The sequence below is a fragment of the Streptomyces sp. NPDC048462 genome, assembly GCF_043200175.1.
Lineage (GTDB): Bacteria > Actinomycetota > Actinomycetes > Streptomycetales > Streptomycetaceae > Streptomyces.
The window spans coordinates 201,701-228,557 of record NZ_JBICXG010000012.1 but is presented as its reverse complement, the minus strand read 5'-3'; the positions used below and the strand labels follow the sequence as shown (position 1 = coordinate 228,557).

General features: G+C 70.8%; 24 protein-coding genes. 7 read left to right on the top strand and 17 right to left on the bottom strand.

Annotated features, from left to right (window positions below; translation table 11 throughout):
- Together ACGFU6_RS21805 and ACGFU6_RS21800 are read right to left on the bottom strand one after the other, a co-directional pair.
- On the bottom strand, positions 1–739 hold a 739-nt coding region (locus tag ACGFU6_RS21805), incomplete at its 3' end, for an ABC transporter ATP-binding protein (protein ID WP_393612991.1).
- Between the two features lie 12 nt (positions 740–751).
- Positions 752–1,423 carry a DUF4097 family beta strand repeat-containing protein gene (locus ACGFU6_RS21800; protein ID WP_393612989.1) on the bottom strand — a complete coding sequence of 224 codons (672 nt, stop codon included), beginning with the start codon at positions 1,421–1,423 and terminating at the stop codon, positions 752–754.
- A 243-nt stretch (positions 1,424–1,666) separates the two neighbouring features.
- Between ACGFU6_RS21800 and ACGFU6_RS21795 the strand changes: the two genes are divergently transcribed.
- A complete protein-coding gene (locus ACGFU6_RS21795) occupies positions 1,667–2,461 on the top strand; it encodes a helix-turn-helix domain-containing protein (RefSeq protein WP_393613016.1) in 795 nt (264 codons plus the stop codon).
- A 36-nt stretch (positions 2,462–2,497) separates the two neighbouring features.
- Here ACGFU6_RS21795 and metG read toward each other — a convergent pair whose 3' ends face one another.
- Entirely contained in the window at positions 2,498–4,222 is a 1,725-nt protein-coding gene (gene metG / locus ACGFU6_RS21790) for a methionine--tRNA ligase (protein ID WP_393612987.1), read from the bottom strand.
- Positions 4,223–4,603: 381 nt separating this feature from the next.
- Here metG and ACGFU6_RS21785 point away from each other — a divergent pair, with 381 nt between their 5' ends.
- Entirely contained in the window at positions 4,604–6,226 is a 1,623-nt protein-coding gene (locus tag ACGFU6_RS21785) for an adenosine deaminase (RefSeq protein WP_393612986.1), read from the top strand.
- A 65-nt stretch (positions 6,227–6,291) separates the two neighbouring features.
- Here ACGFU6_RS21785 and ACGFU6_RS21780 read toward each other — a convergent pair whose 3' ends face one another.
- A complete protein-coding gene (locus ACGFU6_RS21780) occupies positions 6,292–7,056 on the bottom strand; it encodes a TetR/AcrR family transcriptional regulator (RefSeq protein ID WP_393612985.1) in 765 nt (254 codons plus the stop codon).
- Between the two features lie 93 nt (positions 7,057–7,149).
- Here ACGFU6_RS21780 and ACGFU6_RS21775 point away from each other — a divergent pair, with 93 nt between their 5' ends.
- A complete protein-coding gene (locus ACGFU6_RS21775; protein ID WP_393612984.1) occupies positions 7,150–8,013 on the top strand; it encodes an NAD(P)H-binding protein in 864 nt (287 codons plus the stop codon).
- Positions 8,014–8,019: 6 nt separating this feature from the next.
- On the opposite strand, the gene ACGFU6_RS21770 is transcribed toward ACGFU6_RS21775, so the two are convergent.
- The 5 genes from ACGFU6_RS21770 to ACGFU6_RS21750 all read right to left on the bottom strand — a co-directional run bounded on the left by ACGFU6_RS21770 (position 8,020) and on the right by ACGFU6_RS21750 (position 11,755).
- A complete protein-coding gene (locus ACGFU6_RS21770) occupies positions 8,020–8,760 on the bottom strand; it encodes an NUDIX domain-containing protein (protein ID WP_393612982.1) in 741 nt (246 codons plus the stop codon).
- On the bottom strand, positions 8,757–9,134 hold the full coding sequence (locus tag ACGFU6_RS21765) for a DUF4406 domain-containing protein (protein ID WP_393612981.1): 378 nt from the start codon (positions 9,132–9,134) through the stop codon (positions 8,757–8,759). The genes ACGFU6_RS21770 and ACGFU6_RS21765 overlap by 4 nt, the downstream gene beginning before the upstream one ends.
- Before the next feature lie 65 nt (positions 9,135–9,199).
- Positions 9,200–9,997, bottom strand: a complete 798-nt coding sequence (locus ACGFU6_RS21760; protein ID WP_393612979.1) for a DeoR/GlpR family DNA-binding transcription regulator — start codon at positions 9,995–9,997, stop codon at positions 9,200–9,202.
- A gap of 36 nt (positions 9,998–10,033) precedes the next feature.
- Positions 10,034–10,645 (bottom strand): isochorismatase family protein, encoded by a 612-nt coding sequence (locus ACGFU6_RS21755; protein WP_393612977.1) that lies wholly within the window; start codon positions 10,643–10,645, stop codon positions 10,034–10,036.
- Between the two features lie 123 nt (positions 10,646–10,768).
- Positions 10,769–11,755 carry a GlxA family transcriptional regulator gene (locus ACGFU6_RS21750; protein ID WP_393612976.1) on the bottom strand — a complete coding sequence of 329 codons (987 nt, stop codon included), beginning with the start codon at positions 11,753–11,755 and terminating at the stop codon, positions 10,769–10,771.
- A 351-nt stretch (positions 11,756–12,106) separates the two neighbouring features.
- On the opposite strand from ACGFU6_RS21750, the gene ACGFU6_RS21745 reads away from it, so the two are divergent.
- Positions 12,107–12,913, top strand: coding sequence for an SGNH/GDSL hydrolase family protein (locus tag ACGFU6_RS21745; protein WP_393612974.1), 807 nt, complete (start codon positions 12,107–12,109; stop codon positions 12,911–12,913).
- A gap of 129 nt (positions 12,914–13,042) precedes the next feature.
- Here the strand turns inward: ACGFU6_RS21745 and ACGFU6_RS21740 are convergent, their stop codons facing one another.
- A complete protein-coding gene (locus ACGFU6_RS21740) occupies positions 13,043–13,432 on the bottom strand; it encodes a nuclear transport factor 2 family protein (protein WP_393612972.1) in 390 nt (129 codons plus the stop codon).
- A gap of 40 nt (positions 13,433–13,472) precedes the next feature.
- On the bottom strand, positions 13,473–14,348 hold the full coding sequence (locus ACGFU6_RS21735) for a class I SAM-dependent methyltransferase (RefSeq protein ID WP_393612970.1): 876 nt from the start codon (positions 14,346–14,348) through the stop codon (positions 13,473–13,475).
- Positions 14,349–14,419: 71 nt separating this feature from the next.
- Between ACGFU6_RS21735 and ACGFU6_RS21730 the strand changes: the two genes are divergently transcribed.
- Both ACGFU6_RS21730 and ACGFU6_RS21725 read left to right on the top strand, forming a co-directional pair.
- On the top strand, positions 14,420–16,294 hold the full coding sequence (locus ACGFU6_RS21730) for a S9 family peptidase (protein ID WP_393612969.1): 1,875 nt from the start codon (positions 14,420–14,422) through the stop codon (positions 16,292–16,294).
- A 91-nt stretch (positions 16,295–16,385) separates the two neighbouring features.
- A complete protein-coding gene (locus ACGFU6_RS21725) occupies positions 16,386–17,348 on the top strand; it encodes an SURF1 family protein (RefSeq protein ID WP_393612967.1) in 963 nt (320 codons plus the stop codon).
- A 56-nt stretch (positions 17,349–17,404) separates the two neighbouring features.
- On the opposite strand, the gene ACGFU6_RS21720 is transcribed toward ACGFU6_RS21725, so the two are convergent.
- The 5 genes from ACGFU6_RS21720 to ACGFU6_RS21700 form a co-directional block, all read right to left on the bottom strand.
- A complete protein-coding gene (locus tag ACGFU6_RS21720) occupies positions 17,405–18,469 on the bottom strand; it encodes a hypothetical protein (RefSeq protein ID WP_393612966.1) in 1,065 nt (354 codons plus the stop codon).
- 197 nt (positions 18,470–18,666) lie between these two features.
- The gene (locus tag ACGFU6_RS21715) at positions 18,667–19,242 is read right to left on the bottom strand and encodes a SigE family RNA polymerase sigma factor (RefSeq protein ID WP_393612964.1); all 576 of its coding nucleotides are present in this window, start codon (positions 19,240–19,242) and stop codon (positions 18,667–18,669) included.
- Positions 19,243–19,617: 375 nt separating this feature from the next.
- On the bottom strand, positions 19,618–20,682 hold the full coding sequence (locus tag ACGFU6_RS21710; protein ID WP_393612962.1) for an aspartate-semialdehyde dehydrogenase: 1,065 nt from the start codon (positions 20,680–20,682) through the stop codon (positions 19,618–19,620).
- Entirely contained in the window at positions 20,679–21,950 is a 1,272-nt protein-coding gene (locus ACGFU6_RS21705; RefSeq protein WP_326660415.1) for an aspartate kinase, read from the bottom strand. The genes ACGFU6_RS21710 and ACGFU6_RS21705 overlap by 4 nt, the downstream gene beginning before the upstream one ends.
- A gap of 216 nt (positions 21,951–22,166) precedes the next feature.
- Positions 22,167–24,263, bottom strand: a complete 2,097-nt coding sequence (locus ACGFU6_RS21700; RefSeq protein ID WP_393612960.1) for a LamG-like jellyroll fold domain-containing protein — start codon at positions 24,261–24,263, stop codon at positions 22,167–22,169.
- Positions 24,264–24,628: 365 nt separating this feature from the next.
- Here ACGFU6_RS21700 and ACGFU6_RS21695 point away from each other — a divergent pair, with 365 nt between their 5' ends.
- The gene (locus ACGFU6_RS21695; RefSeq protein WP_393612958.1) at positions 24,629–25,552 is read left to right on the top strand and encodes a hypothetical protein; all 924 of its coding nucleotides are present in this window, start codon (positions 24,629–24,631) and stop codon (positions 25,550–25,552) included.
- Positions 25,553–25,672: 120 nt separating this feature from the next.
- Here ACGFU6_RS21695 and ACGFU6_RS21690 read toward each other — a convergent pair whose 3' ends face one another.
- Positions 25,673–26,605, bottom strand: coding sequence for a hypothetical protein (locus tag ACGFU6_RS21690; RefSeq protein ID WP_393612956.1), 933 nt, complete (start codon positions 26,603–26,605; stop codon positions 25,673–25,675).
- Positions 26,606–26,857: the final 252 nt, after the last annotated feature.

Sequence of the window (26,857 nt, the reverse complement as noted above, 5' to 3'; positions counted from 1 at the left end):
CGTGGCGGTAGGCGGCGGGGTCGGTGAAGCGCAGACGCACGTGCCCGCCGGGGATGAGGCGTTTGAGTTCCTTGGCGGTGCCCTGGGCGGCGATCGTGCCGTTGTTCAGTACCGCGATGCGGTCGGCGAGTTCGTCGGCCTCTTCCAGGTACTGGGTGGTGAGGAAGACGGTGACTCCGTCGGCCAGGAGCTCGCGGATGATCTGCCACATGTTGTGGCGGCTGCGGGGGTCCAGGCCGGTGGTGGGCTCGTCGAGGAAGATGATCCGCGGGTTCCCGACCAGGGTCATCGCGATGTCGAGGCGGCGCTTCATGCCGCCTGAGTAGGTCGAGGCGGGCTTCTTCGCCGCGTCGGTGAGGTCGAAGCGCTCCAGGAGCTCGGCGGTGGTGCGCCGGCCCTCGGCGCGGGAGAGGTGGTGGAGGTCGGCCATCAGGAGCATGTTCTCCTCGCCGGTGATCAGGCCGTCGACCGCGGAGAACTGGCCGGTGACACCGATCGCCGCGCGTACGGCCTGCCGGTCGGTGGCCAGGTCGTGTCCGCCGACCCGGATCTCCCCGGAGCCCGGACCCGCCGGGACCAGCGTGGAGAGGATCTTCACCGCGGTGGTCTTGCCCGCACCGTTCGGGCCCAGCAACGCGAAGACCGTCCCCGCCGGAACCACCAGATCGATCCCGTCCAGGACCACCTTGTCCCCGTACGACTTGCACAACCCACGCGCCTCAATGGCCAGGTTCGTCATGACAGTTGCTCCTCAGAGGCTGCGGGCGACGATGTCGCCCTGGGTGGTGGTGGCGCGGATGTTCAGGCCTGCGGCGGCGCCCTCGGTGTTCATCAGCGCGTTCTCGATCCGGCCGTGGGTGGTGCCGGCGTCCAGCGACGCGGAGACCCCGCGGGCCGCACCGATCGACACGTCGCCGGACACGGTGCGCAGTACGACCGCGCCGCGCACGGCCTCGACGATCCGGAGGTCGCCCTTCTGGGTGCTGATCTCCGCCGGGCCGTTCAGGAGGCCGACCGAGACGTCGCCGGCGAGGAGGGTGATGCGTGCGCTCGCCGCCTCGTCGAGCTTGACCGAGCCCTGTGCGCCCTCGAACGCGACGTCACCGAGCCGTCCGACGCCCCGGAACTCGGCCCCGGCCACGTTCGCCTCGACGCGGGAACCGGCGGGCAGCTGGACCGTCACCTCGACGGATCCGGAGTTTCCGAGGACGCGGTTCTTCGGCGCGGCGGCCGCGATCCGCAGGACCCCTTCGTCGTACTCGACCGTGATCCGCTCCGCCGCCTGCACGTCGCGGCCCTTCGAGGCGTCCGCGGGCAGTACCTCGACGGTGGTGTCCGCACGGTCGGCGGCGATGAAACTGATGCGTCCGGCGGGGATGTCGAGTACGGCCGAGATGGCGGCGGTTGTGTCGAACTTCTGCATGGCGTTTCTCCTTCTAGTACGGCGGGCGCTTCTTGCGTTCGCCGTTTCTGATAGTGGAAACGCTACGTTGTGTTCACGGTGCTGGCAACGCACTCGTTGCATGGAAAATGCATTTGTGCAGCTCAGAGCATTTATATTGTTGCAACAGCCTTGAAGCTAATGCAACAACCCGCCCGGTGCGCGTTGCAATGGATTGCAAGTGAACGCTATGTTGGAGCACCGCAGACCATGAAGGAGACCGCGATGCCCGGAGGCAGGCTCACTCAGCAGGAACGTCAGCAGATCGCGCTGGGGCTGGCCGACGGCCTGGCCTACGCGGAGATCGCCAGACGGCTCGACCGCCCGACCTCGACAGTCACCCGTGAGGTGATGCGCAACGGCGGCCCCGCCGCGTACCGCGCCGACCTCGCCCACCGCGCGACCGAACAACGCACCCACCGGCGCGGGCAGACCGCACCCCGGGAATCCACGGCGCCCGCGCAGGCCCACGGGCGCGACCCCGAGGCGGTGCGCGAGTACGAGGAGATCTTCACGACCGCCCTCATACAGTCGGGGACGCCCAAGATGATGGCCCGGGTGATGACCTGTCTGTACACCGCGGACTCGGGCAGTCTCACCGCGGCCGAACTGGTCCAGCGCCTCCAGGTCAGCCCGGCGTCCGTCTCCAAGGCGGTCGCGTTCCTCGACGGCCAGGGCCTCGTCCGCCGGGAACGCGACGAACGTCGCCGCGAGCGCTACGTCGTCGACGACGACATCTGGTACCAGTCAATGATCGCCAGCGCCCGGTCCATCGCCCAGATCGTGGAGACCGCACGTCAGGGCGTCGGCGTCCTCGGCCCCCGCACCCCGGCCGGGACCCGTCTGGAGAACATCGCCCGCTTTCTCGACTTCATCGCCGAGAGCACGATCCGCTCCGCGGACCAGGCCCGCGAGGTCCTCCACACGAAGCCCGAAACGGCCCCGGGCCAGCCCACCGAGACCGAAAGCGACGGCGACAGCGACGGCGACAGCGGCAGCCCTGCGGGCAGCGCCGGCTGATGGGTCCTCAGGGGGCTTGGCAGCGGGGCCGATCCGTCAGACGTCGTCGGCTCCGCCGAAGCGCGCCCGGAAGGACTCCAGGTCGTCCTCGGAGATCTTCGCGAAGAGAACCGGCGGCACGGTGAACGGCGTACCGGCCGGCACGGCGTCCAGGGAAGCGGCCTGTTCCTCGGTCACCCAGGTCGCGGTGTCGCCCTCCAGCGCGAAGGCGCCGCGCATGGCGGCGGCCGAGGCCGGAATCAGCGGTTCGGAGACGATCGCGTAGAGGTGGATGAGGTTCATCGCCGTGCGCAGGGTCAGGGCCGCGCCCTCCGGGTCGGTCTTGATCTCCAGCCAGGGGGCCTTCTCCTCCAGGTAGGAGTTGCCGGCCGACCACAGGGCCCGCAGCGCGGCAGCGGCCTTGCGGTACTGGAGGGCCGCCATGTGCTCCTCGTACTCGGCCAGCAGGCGCGCGACCTCCTCGCCGAGCCGCACCTCCGCCTCGCCGGCCGCCGTACCCGCGGGGACCTCGTCGCCGAACCGCTTGCGGGAGAAGGACAGCACACGGTTCACGAAGTTGCCGAGCGTGTCGGCCAGGTCCTTGTTGACCGTGGCGGCGAAGTGCTCCCAGGTGAAGGACGAGTCGTCCGACTCCGGGGCGTTGGCGATCAGGAAGTAGCGCCAGTAGTCGGCCGGCAGGGTCTCCAGGGCCGCGTCGGTGAAGATGCCCCGCCGCTGGGAGGTGGAGAACTTGCCGCCGTAGTACGTGAGCCAGTTGAAGCCCTTGACGACGTCGACCTTCTTCCACGGCTCGCGGACACCGAGTTCGGTGGCGGGGAACATCACCGTGTGGAACGGGACGTTGTCCTTGGCCATGAACTGGGTGTAGCGGACGGTGTCGTCGGCCTCGTACCACCACGACTTCCAGTCACGGCTCTCGCCGGCCGGGGCGGCGTCCGACCACTCCTTCGTCGCGCCGATGTACTCGATCGGGGCGTCGAACCAGACGTAGAAGACCTTGCCGTCCGCCGCCGGCTCCGGCCAGGTGTCGGCCGGGACCGGAACGCCCCAGTCCAGGTCACGGGTGATGGCGCGGTCGTGCAGGCCCTCGGTCAGCCACTTGCGGGCGATGGAGGAGGACAGCTGCGGCCACTGGTCCTCGTGCCGCGCCACCCAGGCCTCGACCTCGTGCTGGAGCTTCGACTGGAGCAGGAACAGGTGCGTGGTCTCGCGTACCTCCAGCTCGGTGGAGCCGCTGATCGCCGAGCGGGGGTTCAGCAGGTCGGTCGGGTCCAGGACGCGGGTGCAGTTCTCGCACTGGTCGCCGCGCGCCTTGTCGTAGCCGCAGTGCGGGCAGGTCCCCTCGACATAACGGTCGGGCAGGAAGCGGCCGTCGACCGGCGAGTAGACCTGGCGGATCGCCCGCTCCTCGATGAAGCCGTGGCTGTGCAGCTCGCGCGCGAAGTGCTGGGTGATCTCGACGTTCTGCTGCGAGGAGCTGCGGCCGAAGTAGTCGAAGGCCAGCTGGAAGCCGTCGTACACGGCCTTCTGCGCCTCGTGCGCCTGTGCGCAGAACTCCGCGACCGACAGCCCTGCCGCCTTGGCCGCCAGTTCGGCCGGCGTCCCGTGCTCGTCGGTCGCGCAGATGTACAGGACGTCGTGGCCGCGCTGGCGGAGGTACCGGGAGTACACGTCGGCCGGAAGCATCGACCCGACCATGTTGCCCAGGTGCTTGATCCCGTTGATGTAGGGAAGCGCGCTGGTTACCAGGTGTCGAGCCATCCTCGGATGCTCCATTTCGTACGTACGGCGCCGGCGGCTGCGCCACGGCGGGCCCCGGTCGGGACCGTGCGGCCGGTGCGGCCGCTCAGGTCATTCAACCGTGCCGCGCACGTGGCGGATCCCGCGACCACGGAGCGGGACACGTCCCCGCGTACTCCTACCGGCCGGTCGGAGCGACCTCGCGCCGACCGGACCGGGCAGATACCGCTTCTGCTCAACTTCCCGGGACGGGGAGGAGTTTGCCTGCACCGAATGACGCGATCACCAGGCTTCACGCCGTGACGCCGGTCGCTGACGGCCAGGCACTCGATCGAGTGGAGGTTTCAGGTCATAAATGCCGTTTCGGGGAAAAACACCCTTCCCGGAAGCGATCATTCGGCCGTGATCTCAACAACCCGGACGAAACACCGTCCCAAGCCCCGTCTCCTGGCCGGGCTCGGCGCACTCGCCGCACTGACCCTGCTCCCGTCGCTCCCGGCCACCGCGGCCGCCGCGCCCGCGGACGACGCGTCGCCGCAGAGCGCCAGGCAGGTCTCGCCCCGTGTGGTGACCCCGGCCGAGCGCAGGACCGCCGCGCACCTCGGCTCGCTGCGGAACAGGCCGGCGCGGCTGAAGGCCTTCTTCGAGGACCTGCCCAAGGGCGGTGACCTCCACAACCACCTGTCGGGCGCGGCCACCACCGAGTTCCTGCTCAAGCTCGCGATCGAGCACGGCCTCTGCATCGACGCGACGATGACGGCTGTCGCACCGCCCTGCGGGTCGGGCACGAGGCCCGCAGCCGACGCCCGGACGGACGCCGCCTTCCGGCAGCAGATCGTCAGGGCCTGGTCCATGCAGGACTTCCCGGCCGACCAGTCCGGACACGACCACTTCTTCGACACGTTCGGCAAGTTCGGCCTGGCGACCGGTGACCGGGGCAAGCTCCTCGCCAATGTGGCCGACACCGTGGTCGAGCAGAACCAGTTCTATCTGGAGACCATGGTCACCCCGGCCTCCGACAGCGCCAAGAAGCTCGCCGACAAGGTGGGTTACGACGCCGACCTGGCCGCCTTCCACCGCAAGCTGCTGGCCGGAGGGCAGCTCGACCGGGTCGTCGACGACGCGGTCAAGGAGGCCGATGACGCCGATGTCCAGTTCCGGGCGGCCGCGCACTGCGACACCGCGCGCCCCGATCCGGGCTGCCGGCTCCCCGTCAGGTGGGTCTCCCAGGTCTCCCGGGGAAGCACCCCGGCGCGGGTGTTCACGCAGATCGCGGTCGGCATGCGGCTGGCGGAGCGCGACCCGAGGTTCGTCGCGGTCAACCTCGTACAGCCCGAGGACGGCGAGAGCGCGCTGGCCAACTACAGCCTCCAGATGCGGATGCTGCAGTACCTGCGCGGCCGGTACCCCGGCGCCCACCTCACCCTGCACGCCGGTGAGCTGGCCCCCGGCCTGGTCAAGCCCGAGGACCTGACCTTCCACATCCGCGAGGCGGTGCTCGTCGCCGGTGCCGAGCGCATCGGGCACGGCGTGGACCTGGTCCAGGAGGACAACTGGCGGCAGCTCGCCCGGACCATGGCACAGCGCGGGGTCGCCGTCGAGGTGCCGTTCTCCAGCAACAAGCAGATCCTCGGCGTCGCGGGCAACGACCACCCGTTCAACGCCTACCGCCGCTACGGCGTCCCGGTGGTCCTGGCCACCGACGACCCGGGCGTCTCGCGGATCGACATCAGCCACGAGTACCAGTACGCCGCCAGGACCTACAGCCTCGGCTACACCGAACTGAAGGACCTGGCCCGCGCCTCGCTGGAGTACGCCTTCCGCGACGGCCGCAGCCTGTGGGCCGACGGCTCGGCGCCCTCCGGTTACCAGTTGGTCCCGGCCTGCCGCGGCGAGCGGCCCGGTGCCGGCCGGCCGGGTCCGCGCTGCTCCCGCTACCTCGCCGCAAGCCCGAAGGCTGCGACGGAGTGGCGCCAGGAGGCGGCCTTCGCCACCTTCGAGCGCGACAACGGCGGGCGCGGCTGAGGCTGCGACGCGCTGAGCGGCCCCGGTCCGGGGCCGCTCAACCCGTACGGTCCGGCCGGCGCGGCTCAGCCCTCGGAGGCCACGCGGTCCAGCCACTCCCTCAGCAGGTGCTGCTCCGCGCCACTGAGCACCGTCTGTTCCGGCAGCGCGGCGCGCAGGGCGCGGGCCGCCCCGGCCGGGCCCGTGTCCTGCACCGCCGGCTCCTGCGTGGTCACCGCGGCGACCATGGACTCACGGAGCGTCGTCAACAGCGCCGGGTCGCGCCGGTCCTCGGGCAGCGACAGCCAGGTGAGCACCGCGCCCCGCGCCGTGGCGTGGATGAGCATCGCCGCGAGCGCCTCGTCGACACGGAGCCAGCCCCCGGCGGCCAGCCGCCTGATCCGCCCCATGAGGACGTCCAGGCCCGCCCTGAAAGCCGCCGACGTGGGCCGCGTGGGCTCGCTGTACATCAGCGAGAACAACGCCGGATTGGCCAGACCGAACTCGACCGCCAGATCCCATCCGCCCCTCAGGTCCTCGATGAGGTCCGGCGGGTCGGGGTCCACGTGTTTGGTCGCGAGGAACCGGGCGAAGCCGTACTCGGCCACCGCGTCGAGGAGTCCGCCCTTGTCGCCGAACATGCGGTAGATCGCCGGGGGCTGGACGCCCGCGGCGACCGCGACCGCGCGGGTGGTGACCGCGTCGCGCCCCTCGCGTGCCAGGAGACCGGCCGCCGCCTCGATGATCCGCTGCCTGGGCTGCGCACCGGTCTCGACGTCGGCATCACTGCCGGTATCACTGGCCGTATCGGTGCCGGTATCGCTGTCGGTATCGCGTGGACGTGGTGACATATATCGATGATACAGCTCGACTGGTTCCGTTGATAATTCCAGTGTTACGGTAATTGTGATTCCACTGGAACCAGACAGAGACTGGAGCACATCATGATCATCGTGACCGGAGCCACCGGAAAGCTCGGGCGCCAGGTCGTCGAGGGACTGCTGACGCGCATGCCGGCGGACCGGATCGGCATCAGCGTCCGCGACCCGCAGAAAGCGAAGGCCTTCGCGGACCGCGGCGTACGAGTGCGGCAGGGCAGCTTCACCGACCCCGACAGCCTCGCCCACGCCTTCGAGGGCGCCTCCCAGGTGCTCATCGTCTCCGTCGACAAGATGGGCGAGGAGTGCGTGCGTCAGCACCGCGCCGCGATCGACGGGGCCGTGGCGGCAGGCGCCCGCAGGATCCTCTACACCAGCCAGATGGGCGCCGGCCCTGCCTCGCACTTCCAGGCCTGCCGCGACCACGCCGCCACCGAGGACGCGCTGCGCGCCTCCGGTGTGGCGTTCACCTCGCTGCGCAACGGCTTCTATGCCGCCAGCGCGATGCAGTTCGCCGCCCAGGGCCTGGAGTCCGGAGAAATCGCGCTCCCCGCGGACGGGCCGGTCACCTGGACCACGCACGCCGACCTCGCGGACGCGGCCGCCGCCATCCTGTCCGACGAGGGGTGCTTCGACGGACCCACGCCGCCGCTCACCGCCGGGCAGGCGCTCACGTTCGCCGACATAGCGGGCATCGCCGCCGAGATCACGGGCCGCACGATCACCAGGACCACCGCACCCGACGCCGAGTTCAGGGAGCAGCTGATGGGCCACGGCGCCCCCGCCGATGCCGCGGACCAGCTGCTCGGCATCTTCGCGGCCGCCCGCGCCGGTGAATTCACCGCCGTGGACCCGACGCTGGCCACCCTGCTCGGGCGTGAACCCGTCACCATGAGCACCGTGCTGCGCGAGCGGCTGGCCGACGGATGAGGGCGGTCAGGGACCGGAACGCGGGTACGGCCCGGACGGACCGTACGGGCCTTCCAGAGCTGCCCACTGGAGCAGCATGATGGTCTTGGCGTCGACGATTTCGCCGCTGCGGATCATCGCGAGGGCCTCGTCGAAGGGGAGTTCCACGGTCGCGATGTCCTCGCCCTCCTCGGCGACCCCGTGCCCGTATTCGTACGCGTGCCCGTCGGCCGCCTCCGTAGTCACAGCGGTCGCAGCAGTTCCGGTGGTCACGGTGGTTCCGGGGTCGTACGGAGCGGCGTAGAAGTGCAGGCGTTCGGTGACCGACCCCGGGCTCATGTAGACGGTGAACACCGGATCCGGGACGCCGATGACGTACCCGGTCTCCTCGGCCGCCTCCCTGCGGATGGACTCCTCCGGGGCGTCGCCGTCCAGCAGTCCGGCGGCGGTCTCGATCAGCATCCCGTCGGGGTGCCCGTTCACGTACGCGGGCAGGCGGAACTGGCGGGTCAACAGCACGGTGCGGCGTTCGGTGTTGTGGAGCAGGATCGTGGCGCCGTCGCCCCGGTCGTACGTCTCGCGTCGCTCCTGACTCCAGTGCCCGTCGCTGTGCCGGTAGTCGAAGGTCGTCCTGCGCAGGACGTACCAGTCGCAGGAGAGCACCTCCACGTCCCTGACGCGTACGCGCGGGTTGCCGGTGAGGTCCCGGCCTTGCCGGTCCAGGCCGGTGCGCCCGCGCCGGTCCGGGGTGTCGAGGCCGGCGGTCACCGGGCGGCCGGGATCTCGTCGATGCCGGTGTAGGCGTCCAGGCCCAGCTCCCGGGCCATCGCCACCATCCGGTCCGCGCCGCCCGAAGGGCCTCCGATGCGCAGTACGGCGTCGCAGCGCGCCAGCAGGCGTTCGGCCACGGGGTGGAAGATCTCCTCGAAGGCCGGATCCCCCGGCCGCGCGCTCCCCGCGGCCTCGGCCAGGGGAAGGGCCAGGGCCTCACCGGTGACCGGCAGATGCCCGGCGCGGAAGAGGGCCAGCGCGGTCCGGTTCATCGCGCGCACATGGGCGTCGAGCCCGGCCGGGTCGTCCCCGGTCCCGGACCGGTAGGGGCCGGCGACCAGGATCATCAGGGGGCGCGGGACGGTGGTCATGACAGGTGCTCCTCGCAGTGGGACAGGCATCGAAGACGGGCTCGGGGCCGCCTCTGGAGCCGGGTTCACGGCCCGGTTCGGGCCAGGGTGGTGCGGACGCCCGCATCGCGCAGGGCCGCGAGGGTCTGGGGGCCGTTGGGGTGGGTGGCGGCGTCCCCGGCGGCGGCGTCGGTGACGAAGTCGTCGACCGCGCCCAGCGGGGCGACCTGGCTGAACGCGCGTACCCCGAGCTTGGTCGCGTCCGCCACCGCGATCGTCCGGGTGGCCCCTGCCAACGCGGCCTGCTTCACCGCGGCGTCGTCCAGCGAGAACTCCGACCACCCGTGCTCGGCGTGCACGCCGCCGATGGACAGTACGAAGCAGTCGAAGGCCAGCGCCTCCAGCGTCCGCAGGGCCAGCGGCCCGACGAGGGACCGCTCGCCCGGACGGGACCGGCCGCCGACGACCAGCAGATCGATCCCGGGCCGGTCCGCCAGGCTCACCGCGGCCTGGAGGCTGAGCACCGCCACGGTGAGCGGGGCCCGTTCGGCGAGGTGCTCCGCGACATGGACGGTGGTGGTGCCCGCGTCCAGCAGCACCCTGGACCCCGGCTCCACCATCGCGGCCACCGCCGCCCCGAGCCGGTCCTTGGTCGCGGCCTGCCAGGGCTCGCGCGCCGAGAACCCCGCCCCTTCCTCACGGGACCGCGTGGCGACAGCACCTCCGTGCACCCTGCGCACCAGCCCCTGGCGCTCAAGCGCGTCGAGGTCCCTGCGCACGGTCATTTCGGAGACCCCCAGGCGATGGGAGAGCTCCGACACGGAAACCCGGTCGGAGCCCTGCGCCAACCGCAGGGTCAGGTCCAGACGATTAGCGACACCCATGCCTCATTTCTAACATGATTATGTTCGTTTGAACATTTACATGTGCGATTCGGTGAGGTGGCCGACCGTCGGGGCCACCGTGCCGAAGAGGTCCGCGACGGTGGTCAGGGCGGCGGCCTGGAGAGCGGCGGCGGGCAGTACGTCTCCGTCGGGGGCGGCCAGTGAGCGGGTGGCGGTGGCCTCGGCCACCACCGTGGGCCGGTAGCCGTGGTTGAAGGCGCCCTGGGCCGTGAAGGTGACGCACATATGGGTCATGAACCCGGCCAGCACCAGGTCCGGACCGGCGCCCCGCTCCCGCAGGACCTTCTCCAGGTCCGTGGCCCGGAAGGCGTCGGGGAACTGCTTGACGACGACCGGCTCCCCTTCCACAGGGGCCACTTCGGGGCTGATGGCACCGATCTCCGCACGGATGTCGTACGGGCCGCCCTCGCCGCCGTCGTTGACGATGTGGATGACCGGCGTACCGGCCTCGCGGGCGGCGGCCAGCAGACGCGCACCGGCGGCCAGGGCGGGTTCGGAGCCCTCCAGCGCCATGACGCCGGTGCGGTAGGTGTTCTGGAAGTCGATCATGAGCAGGGGGGCCGCACCGAGGCGGGGCAGCGCGTTGTCGAGACCGATGACATCGCGCAGGGACGTGGAGACGCTCATTGCTGAAGGTTCCTTTCGAGCAGGGGGACAGAAGGGCAGGGTGCAGAAGGACAAAAGGGCAGCGGGGACCGCGGGCCGGACCGGCAGGGCCGGCAAGGGCGGGAAACGGCGGGGAAGGGCGGCTCAGGCTGTTGTGCGGAAGCGGCGGCGGTAGGCGGCCGGGGTGGTGCTGATCTGCTTGCGGAACGCCCGGTGCAGCGTCTCGACCGAGCCCAGACCGACCGCCGCGGCGACCCGTTCCAGCGGCTCATCGGTGGATTCGAGCAGCCTGCGCGCCGCCTCGACCCTGGCCGCTTCCACGTACGCGGCCGGACTGGTGCCGGTCTCCTGGTGGAAGACCCGGGCGAAGTGCCGCTCGCTCAGGCACATGCGTTCCGCGAGCGCGGGCGCCGAGAGGTCGGCGTCCAGGTGCCCGGTGATGAACACCCGCAGCTCGTCGATGTCCCGGCGGCTCGCGGCAGGCCTGCTCAGCGGGACGCTGAACTGGCTCTGGCCGCCCTGCCGCCTGAGGTACATCACCAGCTGCCTGGCCACCACCAGAGCCAGCTCCTCGCTGTGGTCCTCCGCCACCAGGGCCAGCGCCAGGTCCATGCAGGTGCTGATGCCCGCGCCCGTCCACACCTTGCCGGAGCGTACGAAGATCGGATCGGGGTCCACCCGCACCTCGGGGTGATCGGCCGCCAGCTGCGCGGCGGTCGACCAGTGAGTGGTCGCCCGGCGCCCGTCCAGGAGACCGGCCGCCGCCAGTACGTGCGCGCCCACACACACCGACGCGATACGGCGGGCGTGCGGAGCGGTTTCCCGCACCCAGGCCACCACGTCCTCGTCGACCCGGGCCACCGGCCCTTCCGGGCGCATGTCGACGGCACCGGGCACCAGCAGGGTGTCCACCGCGGCCCCCACCTCCGCGAACGCCAGATCCGCCACGAGCCGCACCCCCGCCGACGTGACGACGGGGCCCCGCTCGGGGCCGGCCAGCCTGACCTCGTACCCCGCATCGCCGCCGGTCTCCCGGTTGGCCAGGGCGAACACCTCGGCCGGGCCGGTGACGTCGAGGAGGTCGACATCGGGGAAGACCGCGATCACGACGCGGCAGGTGCTGGAGGACATGCGTCCATCGTCACCGCCCGAGCGCACGGCCGCAATGACGGGTGTCTGTCACATTCGGACATGCGCTGCGGCCGCCCGCCCGCAGGCAGGCCTCCGGACGAACCGCTGAACCAGCATGCGCCGGGCCGTGGGACGAAGACCTGCGAAGTGACGACCGGATAGACCTAAACCCCTTGTTTCGGGTGGAGTTCGGGGATTATCTACGCGCGGAGCTACGGCTACCGAACGATCATTCGGGCAATTCCGACAGGTTCCCGCCCGCCTATTACCGACTGGTACCGGAAGCTGCTACAACAGTTGACGCTCCATCAACCCCCCACCCACCCCCCACACTTCGGAGGGCTGACAGGTATGTCAGTACGGAGATTCTGGGCGTCCGCATCCACTCTGATCCTCGCCGCCGCGGCTGCTCTGGGCCTGGCCCAGCCGGCCTCGGCAACCCCCTCGGCCGCCGCCGGCGGGTACGTCGCCCTCGGCGACTCGTACTCGTCCGGCGTCGGAGCGGGGAACTACCTCTCCGACAGCGGTGACTGCCGGCGCAGCACCAACGCCTACGCCTACCTCTGGGCGGCGGCGAACTCGCCTTCCTCCTTCGACTTCGTCGCCTGTTCGGGCGCCACCACGAGCTCGGTGGCGGGCGGCCAGCTCGGCCCGCTGAACTCGTCCACCTCGTTGGTCAGCGTGACGGCGGGCGGTAACGACGTCGGGTTCGCGGACGTCATGCAGGACTGCGTGCTGTCCGGCGAGGACGCCTGCCTCGCGAGCGTGGACTCTGCCGTCTCGCAGATGAACGGCTCACTGCCGGCCGGTCTGAGCTCGCTCTACGGGTCCATCCACTCCAAGGCCCCGCAGGCACATGTCGTGGTGCTCGGCTACCCGCGCTTCTACGAGATCGGCGGAAGCTGCGTCGCCGGGCTCACGGAGGCGGAGCGCACGGCCATCAACAACGCGTCCGACGTGTTGAACGGAGTGATCGCCAAGCAGGCCGCCGACGCGGGATTCACCTTCTCCGGCGTCGCGGACGAGTTCACCGGACACGAACTGTGCTCCGGCGACCCGTGGCTCCACAGCGTCTCGATCCCCATCGAGAACTCGTATCACCCCAAGGCCGAGGGACAGTCGGGCGGCTATCTGCCCGCCTTCAGCTCGGCCGCGTAGGAACCACGGGAAGCAGCGGCGCGGCAACGGCTCAGGAGCCCCGGCTCCCGGGCCCTGCCGCGCCGCTGCCGTGCTCCCCCGCCCGATCCGCACGAGCCCCCGCCGTGCCCCGGTCGCCTCCTGCCGCGCTCAGTACCGCTCGACGAGATGCTCCCGGCCCGCCGGGGGCTCGTACGGCTCGGGCCAGAAGTCGGTGATCTCGCTGATCAGCCCCCGCGCGTCGAACGTGAAGAAGTGGATGGCGTGCAGTTCCTGGCCGCCGACCGCGAACAGTGTCCGAGCCGCCACCTGCTGTCCGTCCCGGTCGGCCACTATCCGCTCGACGCTCACCCGCCAGTCCCCCGGATACTCACGGTTGAAGCTGAGGTAGCGCTCCTTGCCGCGAACGCGCTCCCGGGTCTGCGGCAGGTCGTACAGCACCTCGTCGGCGAGCGTGGCCGCGAAGGTGTCCCAGTCTCGGAGATCGGCCGCGGTCCAGTAACTCTCGACAGCGGCGCGCAGATCAGCAGTCGTGGTCATGCTCCGAGTCTGGACCCCACCACTGACAGCCGGCCCGGCCTCACCCGCCGCGCCGTACTGAGGAAGCCGTGCCGGGCTGAGGAAGCCGTGCCGGGCGGGTCGCCTTGATCGAGTACATCAGCGGGATGCGCGGTCGTTCCGCCGGGAAGCGGTAGCAGCCGTCCGGCTGCCGCTGCAGCACGGGAAAGCGTGCGAAGAGTGAGGTGTCGTGCTCGTGCAGGAACTCGATCCGCAGCCCGGCCGCCGCCAGTGCCGAGACGACACTGCCCACCGGGTGCTGCCATTCGACGCTGCGGTTGTGGACGGTCGGCGCGTCGAAGTCCGCGTACGTGCCCGGCGTCTCGTCCACCCAGGCGTCGCGGCTGAAGTAATCGTGCACGATCCGTTCACCGGTCGCGTCGTCGAGGCAGTCGGTCAGCGGATGGAACTCCGCCAGGTAGAGGAACCCCCCGGGCGCCACGAGCGAGGCCGCCGTCTCGGCCCAGCGGTCGATGTCGGGCAGCCAGTTCAGCGCCCCGACACCGGTGTAGACGATGTCGTACGAGGAGTCCGGGACGGCCTCCGCCGCGTCGTTGACGTCGGCGACGACGAACGCCGCCCGGTCCGGGGTCAGGCCGATTTCCTGGGCCAGCGAGCGCGCGGTCTCGACGGCCGGCTCGGAGAAGTCGAGGCCGACGACCTGGGCGGCGCCGTGCCTGGCCCAGGAGAGGGTGTCGAGCCCGATGTGGCACTGGAGGTGCAGCAGCGACCGGCCCGTCACGTCCCCGACCTCCGCCAGCTCGAAGGCCCGCAGGGAGTCCTTGCCCGCGCGGAAGGAGTCAAGGTCGTAGAAATCGCTGCTGCTGTGGATGGGCACACGTTCATCCCACATGGCGCGGTTGGCATCGCGCCAGTCGGCGGGTATCGGTGTATGCATGCCCGCGAGGTTATCCACAGGCTGAGGACGGGGCGAACAGATTGTCGTCGGTCCGGCGCAGAATGGTGGGCATGACTGAGACCACTGGTTCGACGACCGATTCCGTTCCGGAGTGGGAGCAGCGTTTCCGGGCTCCCCGGGTGTCCCTGCCCGACTGGGCGGAGGACGCGCCGGACCGCGCGCTGTTCGTCTCCAACGCGACGGGGACGTACGAGCTGTACGCCTGGGACCGGGCCACCGGTGAACAGCGCCAGGTGACCGACCGCCCGAACGGGACGACGGACGGCACCCTGACGCCGGACGGCGAGGCCATCTGGTGGTTCGACGACACCGACGGCGACGAGTTCGGGGTGTGGATGCGCCGGCCGTTCAACGCCGCCTCGGGCGACAGCGAGGGTGCGGGCGCGGGCGGCGGCGAAGCCGTGAAGGACGAGCCGGCGGCCCCCGGTCTCGACCCCTCCTACCCCGCCGGGCTCGCGATCGGCCGGGACGGGACGGCGGTGGTAGGCCGTTCGACGGACGAGGACGGCACGACGGTCCACGTCGTACGGCCCGGGGCGGCGCCCGTCGAGATCTACCGTCACCGCGAGTCGGCCGGAGTCGGTGACCTGTCGCACGACGGGACGCTGATCGCGCTGGAGCACACCGAGCACGGCGACGCGATGCACTCCGCGCTGCGCGTCGTGCGGCCGGACGGCGGCACGGTCGCGGAACTGGACGACACCGAAGGCGGCACGAAGGAGCTGGGCCTCGCGGTTCTCGGCTTCGCACCGGTGGCCGGGGACACCCGGCTGCTGGTCGGGCATCAGCGGCGCGGCCGCTGGGAGCCGATGATCTGGGACCCGGTGGCGGGCACCGAGACGGACCTCGCCATCGAGCTGCCCGGCGATGTGGGGGCCGAGTGGTATCCGGACGGCTCCGCGCTGCTGATCGAGCACGGCTTCGAGGCCCGCAGCGAGCTGTGGCGGTACGGGCCGGCGGCGGCCGACGGCGCCCTGGTGCGGGTGGAGACGCCCACCGGTTCGGTCTCCGGGGCCACCGCCCGCCCGGACGGCACGGTGGAGTACCTCTGGTCCTCGGCCGCCGAGCCGCCCGTCGTCCGGTCAACGACCGGTGCGGTGGTGCTCGATCCGCCGGGTGCGAAGGCCCCCCGGTCGGTGCCCGTCGAGGACGTGTGGGTGGAGGGTCCCGGGGGCCGCGTCCACGCGCTCGTCCAGCGCCCGGCGGCCCCGGCGCAGGGGCCGTTCCCGACGGTCTTCGAGATCCACGGCGGCCCGACCTGGCACGACAGCGACGCCTTCGCGGGCGGGCCCGCCGCCTGGGTGGACCACGGCTACGCGGTCGTCCGGGTCAACTACCGCGGCTCGACCGGGTACGGCCGGGCCTGGACGGACGCGCTGAAGCACCGGATCGGCCTGATCGAGCTGGAGGACATCGCGGCGGTCCGGGAGTGGGCGGTGAAGTCCGGTCTCGCGGACCCGGCGAGGCTCGTCCTGGCCGGCGGCTCGTGGGGCGGCTACCTGACCCTGCTCGGCCTCGGTACGCAGCCCGGTGACTGGGCCGTGGGCCTGGCCGCCGTCCCGGTCGCGGACTACGTCACGGCGTATCACGACGAGATGGAGGCCCTGAAGGCGATGGACCGCACCCTGCTGGGCGGGACGCCGGAGGAGGTGCCCGAGCGCTTCGAGGCCTCGTCGCCCCTGACCTACGTCGACGCCGTGCGGGCTCCGGTCTACATCTCGGCGGGCGTCAACGACCCGCGCTGCCCGATCCGTCAGGTCGAGAACTACGTGGACCGGCTGAAGGACCGCGACGCGGTGCACGAGGTCTACCGCTACGACGCGGGTCACGGCTCGCTCGTCGTGGAGGAGCGGATCAAGCAGGTGCGCCTTGAGCTCGACTTCGCCGCCCGCCACCTGGGAGCTCCGGACGGCCTCGCCGGATAGGGCCTCCCGGGCCGCGTAGGGGCCGGATAAAGGGCGGCTCCACGGGTGCCCCCGCTCCGGACGGCCGGAGCGGGGACCGTACCGTGGAGGGGTGTACCGGTTCCTGCTGACCCCGCGATGGTGGGGGATCAACCTCTTCGTCGTGCTGGCCATCCCGTTCTGCGTGTTCATGGGCACCTGGCAGCTCGGCCGCTTCGAGGACCGCGTGCAGACGCACGAGGCCGCCGACAAGCAGCCCGCTCCGGGCACGAGGGCCGCCAAGCCGGTCGACGAGCTGCTGCCCGTCGACACGGTGACCTCCGGCCGTCCCGCCACCGCGACCGGCCGGTACGCCGACCAGTTCCTGGTACCCGGCCGGAAGCTGGACGACCGGACCGGCTTCTACGTCGTGGGGATGCTGCGCACCGACAGCGGCAAGGCGCTGCCCGTGGTGCGGGGCTGGCTCCCCGGGAAGGCCGGACACACCTCGGTGCCGGCCGCGCCGACCGGCGATGTCACGGTGACCGGCGACCTCCAGGCCTCGGAGAACGCGGCGACCGCGGGGGTTGACGCGACGGGCGGGCTCCCCGACGGCCAGGTCGGGATGATCAGCGCCGCGTCCCTCGTCAACCTCGTGCCGTACGACGTGTACGACGCGTGGGTGACACTCCAGCGGTCCGACGTCCGCACGGGCGGCGCGGCCGCCACGGGGACGTCAGGCACGGCGGACACCCCGGGGGCCGAGGACACGGCAGGGACCGACGACACCTCGGGCGGGAAGGCCACCGCCCTGCGACCCGTACCGGCCGCCGCGGCACAGGGCACCGGGCTGGACCTGAAGGCCTTCCAGAATCTGGGCTACCTGTGCGAGTGGTTCGTCTTCGCGGCGTTCGTGCTCTTCATGTGGTTCCGCCTGGTCCGGCGCGAGGCCGAAGCCGTCCGGGACGTGCGCCTGGGCCTCGTCGCAGACCAGCAGACGGCCCCGGAGGACCAGGAGGCCCCGGCGGCAACGGCGCCGGACGCGCCCCCGGAGGAGCCGACCGCCCCGGACCGGAACGCGGGCACAAGCGCCTGAGCGACTCGTGCGCTACTCCCGAGCTGCTCCTGAGCCGCGCCTCAGCCGCTCCTGCGCTACTGCTGCGGCAAGGATTCCAGCGCGCCCGTGCGGTAGATCGTGCCCGCGCAGGCATTGCTGATCTTCGTCTCGGCGACCGGCGCTCCCGGCTCCGCCGTGTGCTTCACGGCGACGCTGCCCTCCGCCGCCGGCGGGTCGTCCTCGCTGCCGAGCTGCGTGTCCGTACCCGTCTCGGTGTCCCCGCTCCCGCCGCCCGTGCCGGCCCCGGCCGAGCCCACCGCGCTGCCGGCCGTACCGTCCGTCGGGGTCGGGGAGGGCGAGCCGCCGGCCGTCGGACAGGTGTCCTCCGGTACCCAGGCGAACTGCACCTCGTACGCCATCTCCGGCTTCAGCAGCACCGTCGCCTCCTCCTCGGCGGGATCGGGCAGACCGGACGCCGCGTCCCCCTCGGTGTGCCGGACGACCACGATCTTGGCCGGGTCCGCCGCGCCCATCGCCTCGAAGCCCACCGTGCCGCCGCTGCTCACCGAGCAGTTCTTGCCGGAGACATTGGCGATCCGGAACGTTCCGTACACCGTGCCGTCGGCGCCGGTCGCGCCGGTCTCCGCGGAGGCGACACCGAGCTGGTCGGGTGCGCAGACCGGCATGTCCGCCGCCACGCTGGCCTCCGGGTCGGCCGAGCCGCCCACCGTCGTGCCCTCCACGCCCTGGCCGCTGCTGACGGACGGGCTGGCCGAGGTGTCCGGAACGTCCTCGCCGGTGTCGTGGCGCCCTTCGTTCCCACCACCGTCGTTCGCGCCGCCGGAGCCCGGACCGGGCTCCTCGCCACTGCCGCCCTGCGCCTGCTCGCCGTGACCGGCGATCGCCGGGCCGGCGGCGTTCGATCCTTCGGAGTTCGCGACATGGACGAACGCGGGGATCGCGGTGCCGATGAGCAGGGCAGCCGCCGCCACGCCCACGAGCGCCTGCCGCCGCCGGGCCCGACGGGCGGGCACCGCCCGGTACAGGTGGTCGAGGCTGCCGTCGCGGGGTTCAAGGCCCTGCACGGCGCCGCGCATCATCCGGCGCAGCGCGTCCTCGTCGACCTCGGCACCATCACCCGATCCCGATCCCGATCCCAATCCCGATCCGAGCCCGGCTCCGAACCCGTCACCGGGACCGGCGCCGAAGAGGGCGGCCAGCCGATCGCCATCCGTACCCGGTGTGCTGTCCGGGGTGCTGTCCGGCCCGTGATTCACAATTCCGTTTCCAGTCCGGTCATTCCGATGTCCGAATGAGGGCCCGTGCCGGCGTCCGTGCTCGTGGCCGTCGCGCCGGCTCATGCCTGCGCCTCCATCACCACGCGCAGTGCCGCGATGCCGCGGGAACCGTACGCCTTCACCGAGCCCAGGGATATCCCCAGGGTCGTGGCGACCTGCGCCTCGGTCATGTCCGCGAAGTAGCGCAGCACCAGTACCTCCCGCTGACGCCGTTGCAGCCCCCGCATTGCCTTGATCAGTGCGTCCCGCTCCAGCTGGTCGTACGCACCCTCCTCCGCGCTCGCCATGTCCGGCATGGGCTTGGACAGCAGCTTCAGCCCGAGGATGCGACGGCGGAGCGCGGAGCGGGAGAGGTTGACGACGGTCTGGCGCAGGTACGCGAGTGTCTTCTCGGGCTCCCGGACCCGGTTGCGCGCCGAATGCACGCGGATGAACGCCTCTTGCACGACGTCCTCACAGGAGGCCGTGTCGTCCAGGAGCAGGGCCGCGAGGCCGAGCAGCGAACGGTAGTGGGCGCGATAGGTTTCGGTGAGATGGTCAACTGTAGTTCCGGACGCCACGCTGTCTTCAGCGCCCTCGCGCTGTGACGGCAGCCCCGTCGGGTGCGCGGCGGGCATGGGTGCGATCACCGGCATGCCACCGGGCGCGCGGGGCCGTCTGAGCGGTCGCACCGAAGCGCCGCGCAAGGGGCCCACCACTGTGATATCGAGTACCTCTGCCACGCCAGTTGGACACGTTTCCCCCCGTCAGGGTTGTACGCATACGGCACCGCGTTTGACACCATGCGATATGCCTTCATACGTAACCGCTCTTCCCCAAATACCCCGAATGTGCGTCTCGTCGCGCAAGAAGTGACGACGTAGACGCGTGCTGCCCGACCGGCGGTTGCAGCGGGCCGAAAGGTCATCGTCGGACACCGCAACGCCCCAGCTCAAGAGGTTCAGACCAGCAACTTGCTCACAGGGCGTTCACAGAACGTACAAAACAGGTTCGATCAGGACCGGGGAAATTCAGGACTCGGGGAATTCGGCAGCGACCGCTTCGGCGATCTGCGCGACGTTCAGCGCGGCACCCTTGCGGAGGTTGTCGCCGCAGACGAAGAGCTCCAGGGCCCTCGGCTCGTCCATCGACCGGCGGACCCGGCCGACCCAGGTCGGATCGGTGCCCACCACGTCGGACGGGGTCGGGAAGTCGCCCGCCCCGGGATTGTCGTACAGCACCACACCGGGTGCGGTCGCCAGGATCTCGTGCGCCCGGTCGACCGTGACCTCGTTCTCGAAGCGGACGTGCACGGACATCGAGTGAGTGGTGATCACGGGGACGTACACGCAGGTCGCCGCCACCCGCAGGCTCGGCAGATCGAGGATCTTGCGGCACTCGTCGCGGATCGCCAGCTCCTCGGACGACCAGCCGTCCCCGGCGTCCGTCCCGGCCCACGGCACGACGTTGAGGGCGACGGGCGCGGCGAACAGGCCGCCGTCCGCGTCCCCCACGACCCGGCGCACGTCGCCCGGCTTCGTACCCAGTTCGCTGCCGGCGACCGTCGACAGCTGCTCGCGCAGCGCGGCGACGCCCTCGCGCCCGACGCCACTGACGGCCTGGTACGAGGACACGACGAGTTCGCGCAGCCCGAATTCGGCGTGCAGTGCGCCGACCGCGACGATCAGGGCCAGCGTCGTGGAGTTCGGGCTCGCGACGATGCCGCGCGGTCTGATCCGGGCGGAGTGGGGGTTGATCTCGGGGACGACGAGCGGAACGTCGCCGTCCATCCGGAAGGCGGCGGAGTCGTCGATGACGACCGCGCCCCTGGACGCGGCGAGCGGCGCCCAGCGTTCGGACACCTCGTCGGGTGCCAGGAACAGGGCCACGTCGACGTCGTCGAAGATGTCCTCGGAGAGTTCGAGGACCTCGGTCTCCTCACCGCGCACGACCAGCTTGCCGCCGGCCGAGCGCGGTGAGGCGATCAGCTTCACCTCGCCCCAGACATCCGCGTGTTCCGAAAGGATCTGGAGCATGACGCCACCGATCGCCCCGGTCGCGCCGACGACCGCGAGCGAAGGGCGGCGCGCGGTCATCGGCCGGTGCCCCCGTACACGACTGCCTCGTCGGAGTCGCTGTCGAGACCGAAGGCGGTGTGCACGGCGCGCACTGCCTCGTTGACGTCGTCGGCACGGGTGACCACCGAGATGCGGATCTCGGAGGTCGAGATCAGCTCGATGTTCACACCGACGTCGGACAGCGCCTCGAAGAAGCCTGCGGTGACCCCCGGGTTGGTCTTCATACCGGCGCCGACCAGGGAGATCTTGGCGATCTGGTCGTCGTAGCGCAGCGACTCGAAGCCGATGCCGGCCCGGCTGCGCTCCAGGGCGTCGATGGCCTTGCGGCCTTCCGCCTTGGGCAGCGTGAAGGTGATGTCGGTCAGCCCGGTCGACGCGGCGGAGACGTTCTGCACCACCATGTCCATGTTGATCTCGGCGTCCGCGATCGCGCGGAAGATCGCTGCGGCCTCGCCCGGCTTGTCGGGCACGCCGACGACAGTGACCTTGGCCTCGGAGACGTCGTGGGCGACTCCGGAGATGATGGCGTGCTCCACCTGCTGGTCCCCTTGCGGCTCGTTGCTGACCCAGGTTCCGCGGAGTCCGGAGAAGGACGAGCGGACGTGGATCGGAATGTTGTAACGGCGTGCGTATTCCACGCACCGGTGCAGCAGCACCTTGGAGCCGGACGCCGCCAGCTCCAGCATGTCCTCGAAGGAGATCCAGTCGATCTTCTGGGCCTTCTTGACGACCCGGGGGTCGGCGGTGAAGACACCGTCCACATCGGTATAGATCTCACAGACCTCGGCGTCCAGCGCGGCGGCGAGGGCCACTGCGGTGGTGTCGGACCCGCCACGACCGAGGGTGGTGATGTTCTTGCCCTCCTGGCTCACCCCCTGGAACCCGGCGACGATGGCGATGTTGCCCTCGTCGATCGAGGTCCGGATGCGGCCCGGAGTGACGTCGATGATCCGCGCCTTGTTGTGGACCGAGTCGGTGATGACACCGGCCTGGCTGCCCGTGAACGACTGGGCCTCGTGGCCCAGGTTCTTGATCGCCATGGCCAGCAGGGCCATGGAGATCCGCTCCCCGGCGGTCAGCAGCATGTCGAACTCGCGCCCGGCGGGCATCGGTGACACCTGCTCCGCGAGATCGATCAACTCGTCCGTCGTGTCGCCCATCGCTGACACCACGACAACCACCTGGTTGCCGTTCTTCTTGGCATCGACGACTCGCTTGGCGACGCGCTTGATGCCCTCGGCATCGGCTACGGAGGAACCCCCGTACTTCTGCACGACCAGGCCCACGTGCGCTCCTCGCTCAATCCATTGCTGTCGGCTCAGTTTAACGAGCAGTCCGGAAACGCCTCGCCGATATCATATGGTGAGATGTCCCGCTCACCACGTGATCACCGGCGCGTCGTTCCGAACTGCTCGTACGAGGCTGTTGCCCGCCGATCGCCCGGACATTCCCTTATGTGTCCCAGCCCACACAGGTGGGCCGGGACACCTGTGCCGCCGGTATCAGCAGCCGAGGCAGGGATCCACGCCGAAGCCGAGCTGGCTGACGGCGGTCTCGCTCAGCGCGCCCGAGAAGGCCTGCACCTCGTCGACCGAGCCGTGCAGGTACTCGCCCCAGCCGTCAGCCGTACGGCCGCGCCCCACCTGGAGGCCGCCCGCGCTCGTCCAGGCCGAGTGGAATTCCGTGGCGGTGCCCGGCCGGCCGTCCAGGTACAGCGTGATCCGGTCGGTCGCGGCGTCGTGGACGACCGCGACGCGGTGGTTCCGCCCGAAGCCGGGGTCCGCCGGTGCCGGGATGGACACCACCGTCTCGTCGGCTCCCCGGGCGTCCTCGTGGCCCATCACGAGCTCGAACCTCAGCTCCGAGGGGACGTACCGCACCTTGAAGGCGTCGCCGTTCTCCCCGCCCTGAGACAGGACCGTCATGGGACGCGTGGGCTCCTTCTCGGCGAGGTGGACCACCGCACCGACGGTGAAGCTGTCGCCGGTGTCGACGACCGGAGCATCCGTGGCGGCGTAGCCGCCGGCCCCGTCGAGTTCCAGGTGCCCGGAGCCGACGAGCGGCTCGGTGACCGGTACGCAATCCGGATCTGCGGCCGGCTCGCACGCGTCGGCCGGACGGTTGTAGACCGTCGCGCCCGCCGCGAGCTTCAGCGGCTCGCCGCCGTTCGCCTCCGGGCTGAGCCCGTCCGGCGCGGACTCCAGGGACCAGTGACCGCGCTGCTGCGGCACGCGGTGGGCCAGCTCGACGGCCTCCTCGGGAACGACGACCCGGTCGTAGGTACGGATGTCGCCGACTTCACCCTGCCAGCGGTCCCGGTAGCCGGCCGCACCGCGCGCCCGGCCGATCTGGAAGTCGCCGGCCACCGTCGAGGGGGTGGCCGCGACGGCGGTGCCCACCTCCTGGCCGTTCACGTACAGGTGCGCCAGCCCGGTCTCGGCGTCGTACAGCCCGATCACCTGCGCCCATTCGCCGGCCTCGGGGCCGCTGCCGCTGACGCGCGCACCGCCGATGCCGAACGACCAGACCGGATCACCGCCGGCGGTACGGAGTCCGAGGGTGAACGCCCGCCCCGTGCCGGCGTCCTGACTGACGATCGTCATGTCGTGGCTCACCGTCGCGGGTCGCGCCCATCCGCTGACCGCGAAGGTCTTCCCGGTGTCGACGACCTGTGCGGCAGGCGTCAGGAATCCGTGCCCCGTCCCGTCGAGCGTCACCGTGGACGTCAGCGAGGTGCCCGACGGCGCCGGGCCGCCGAAGGTGACACCGGCCCCGGCTCGGGCCGCGGGCCCCTCGGTCGGTTCGGCCGACTTGGACCCGGCCGGGTCCAAGAGCGCCCACTGCCCGACCGGGGAGCGGCCCGCCTGTACGTAGAAGTTGTAGGAGGTCGTCGAACTGCGGCGCCCCGAGCGGTCGTTCGCGTACACCTCAAGTCGGCCGGGCGCGCTCGACGTCGGCATGAAGCGGATCTCGGCCGAGCCGTCCGGCCCGTCGGCCTTCACGGTTCCGCGCGGGCCTCCGAGGAAGCTGTACGTGTAGTCCACGACGTCGTCGGACGGCGAGTCGAAGCGGAACGTCCCGTAGACCCCGACCCCGTCCGACCAGAAGACGTCCTCCGGATAGTCGGCCGAAGTGACCACGGGTTTCTCCGGGCTCACGTCGTCGATCACGAACTCGCAGGCCGCCCCACCCGCATCGGCGGCACTCCACGGCGAGACGGCCGCACCGTCGTCGGCCCGCACCCGCCACGAGATGACCGTCCAGGCCGGCAGATCGGAGGGCAGCTGCCAGAACGAGGCCGTCCCCGACGGTGCGCCGCCGGGTGTGTGGTAGCTCCGACGCTGCTCGACGCCGTCCGCGTCCTTCCACCAGGCCTCGAACTCACCGGACACGTAGTTGGCGTCGGCAGGCCCGTCGTCCTCCACCGGGTCGTTCAGCACCGCCTTCACCCGGGGGGCCCTTGCCACGTACGGCCGGTCCTCGCCTGCCGCACACGGCTCGGCATCGGTCTTCAGGTCCGAGGCGAGCGGCTGGAGCGGCGGCAGATTCTCCACGGGCGCGGCCACGGCCGCGTTCGGCGCCGCCAGCACCGCGGCCACGCCGACCGCAAGCCCCCCGAGCCAGCGAGCCCCCCTGCGTCGCGCCCCTCCGCCGGTCCCGCTGCGTCTTATCCCTCTGTCCATGCTTTCGAGTCCCCTCCCCTGCAAAGCCCGTGGTGATCACGGGCGAGCGGAGGCTAGCAGCGAGCGCAGACAACGGCGCGGCCATTTTCCGCGTTCCGGGGAGACGGAAGGCGCCACAACCGCGCGCCGGGATCGCTTGGGCCGGCTCGACGACTCGGCAATCTCCCACAGCCGAGCGGCGCATGTTCGTTGCGCGTGTGGGTAGTTGGGCGCGTGTTGCTTTCGTGTGCGTGTAAGGGGTGGGGAACGTGAGAGTCATGTGGTTCAGATGGCGTCGTGCGTTGAACAGGGCAACCGCACTGACCGCGGTGGCGGGTGCGGCAGGCGCATGCGTGTTGTGGTCCGGGCCGGTCGCGGAGGCCGCGGCCGGGCAGCCGGTGCCGGTCACGGCCTACACCCAGCGCAGCGAGACAGGTGACTGGGTGGGCCAGGGCCAGACGTCTGTCTACCGGTCTCCTGCCGCCGACATCCGGGTAGAAGGCGACGCCACGTACGCCACGGCGACCGTCAAGTCCGGTGACGTGACCTGGAACATCGAGATGCAGGCGCCCGCGGGCGACCAGCTCACCCCCGGCGTGTTCCGCAATGCCGAACGCGCCCCCGGGCCCACCGGCCGGGCGCCAGGCCTCACGGTGAGCGGGGACGGTCGCGGCTGCAACATCGTGTACGGGCAGTACACGATCAACCAGATCAGCACCGACAGCACGGGCGCGATCACCCTGCTGGACGCCTCGTACGTCCAGCGGTGCGAAGCCCCCGACGCCCCCGCGCTGCGGGGCACGGTCAAGTACAAGGCGCTGCCGTTGTCGTTCTCCTACGTCAGCGAGCCGGGCGACTACGCGGGAGGGGGCCGCAGCCGCACCTTCACCGGCGGCACCGGCACCTTCTACCTCGACGGCACGGTGGACGGGCGCCTCGACTATCGCGTCAGCGGCCTGCGTGAGTACTGGGGCGCGATCATCGCGCCTCCCTCGGGCCAGTCGCTCCAGGCGGGCCGCACCTATGAGGCGAACCGGATGGGGGATGACGGGCTGGCCATGCTCGATGTCGGCGGTGGGGGATGCAACCACAGCAACGGTGAGTTCACGGTGACCAAGCTGGCCACGGACGCGGCGGGGCAGGTCACCGCGCTCGCCCTCACCTTCGAACAGCACTGCGAGGGTGCGGAACCGGCACTGCGCGGGACCATCCACTACTTCGCCTGACCGCTCTGCCCAGACGCCTGCGGTTGAGGCCGACGGCAACTGCCTGGTGGCCGGGACACGCCGCATCACCCCGGCCACCAGAGCACCAGAGCACCAGAGCCAGCCTCCGGCGCCGGAGGCTCAGTGCCCCCTCTGACCCGGCACCACCGGGCGACCTGCCGCCGCCCGCAGCCCGGCCACCCTGGCCGCGACGTCCGTACGCTGCCGGGGCCGGGCCAGGAACGTGTCCGGGATGTCGCCCGTCGCCCCGTTGGCCTCGTCCCGGTCGATGTCCGCGCGGCAGTCCACGCAGACCCCGTCCACGAGCGTGGTGGTGCTCTCGTCCTCGTCGCAGAAGGCGCACATCTCCAGCGCCGCCACGATGGTCTCTTCCACTTCCCGGAACTTGTTCTTCTTCGGCTGCGGTACGGGCGGCATCTTGTTCTCCAGTCGGGTACGGAGGAAGGCTCCAGCGGAATGCACGGAAGCCGGCAGTCCTGCGACTAGCACCTGGCTGACCTGCTCACGGCCCACCCCGCGCCCCAGCCACTCCTTCACCAGCGGCTCCAGGGCGACGCATTCACCCTCGGAGAGCTGGAGCCTCGGCTCCCTGCCGCCGAGTCCGGCGAGCACGCTGTACGACTCCGAGCGCGCGGCCGGAACGCCCGGCTCGGGCTCGGTGGAGGGCACCTCGTCCGGTGCGGCGGGCTGCCCCGGCGCGTCCACGCCCCGGATGAACCGGATGTACCGCGCCCACCAGGCCGCGTCGCGTGCGGTGCGGGAGAAGAACGTCCGCGTCACCCAGCGCAGCCCGCTGCCCTCGACGGCGATCTGCACCTTGATCCGGCGCAGGTGCCCCGCCCTGGTCAGCCGGTCCAGCGCACTGCGGCAGGCCTGCTGCCCGTAGTCCGGCAACTCCTCGGCCAGCACCTTGTAGCCGATCGCGGCCCCCTCCGGCAGCCGGTCGATGTACGCGGCGATGGCCGCTTCCCGCGGCGGCAGATGTACGAAGTCGGCCGCACCGCGCGGGGCTTCGTCGGGGACGTGTCGCTTGCCGTAACCGGCTTTGGCCATGCGGTGAGCGGGCACGCGCAGGGCAGCACTAACATGAGCACTAGTCATGTGGATCGAGTCTCTCTTCGATCTGTCAGGACGAGATCCCGGTTGGTGTTGGCTCACCGCCGGGATCGTCCTTTTTAAGGACTGTTACACCGAACCTAAAGCGTGCACACGCTGTGACGCAAGCCAATCACTGAAAGTCATCCTCCCAGGTGAACGCGCGACTTGGGAGGGTGGGTGGGTTCAACCTCACCACCCATTCCTACA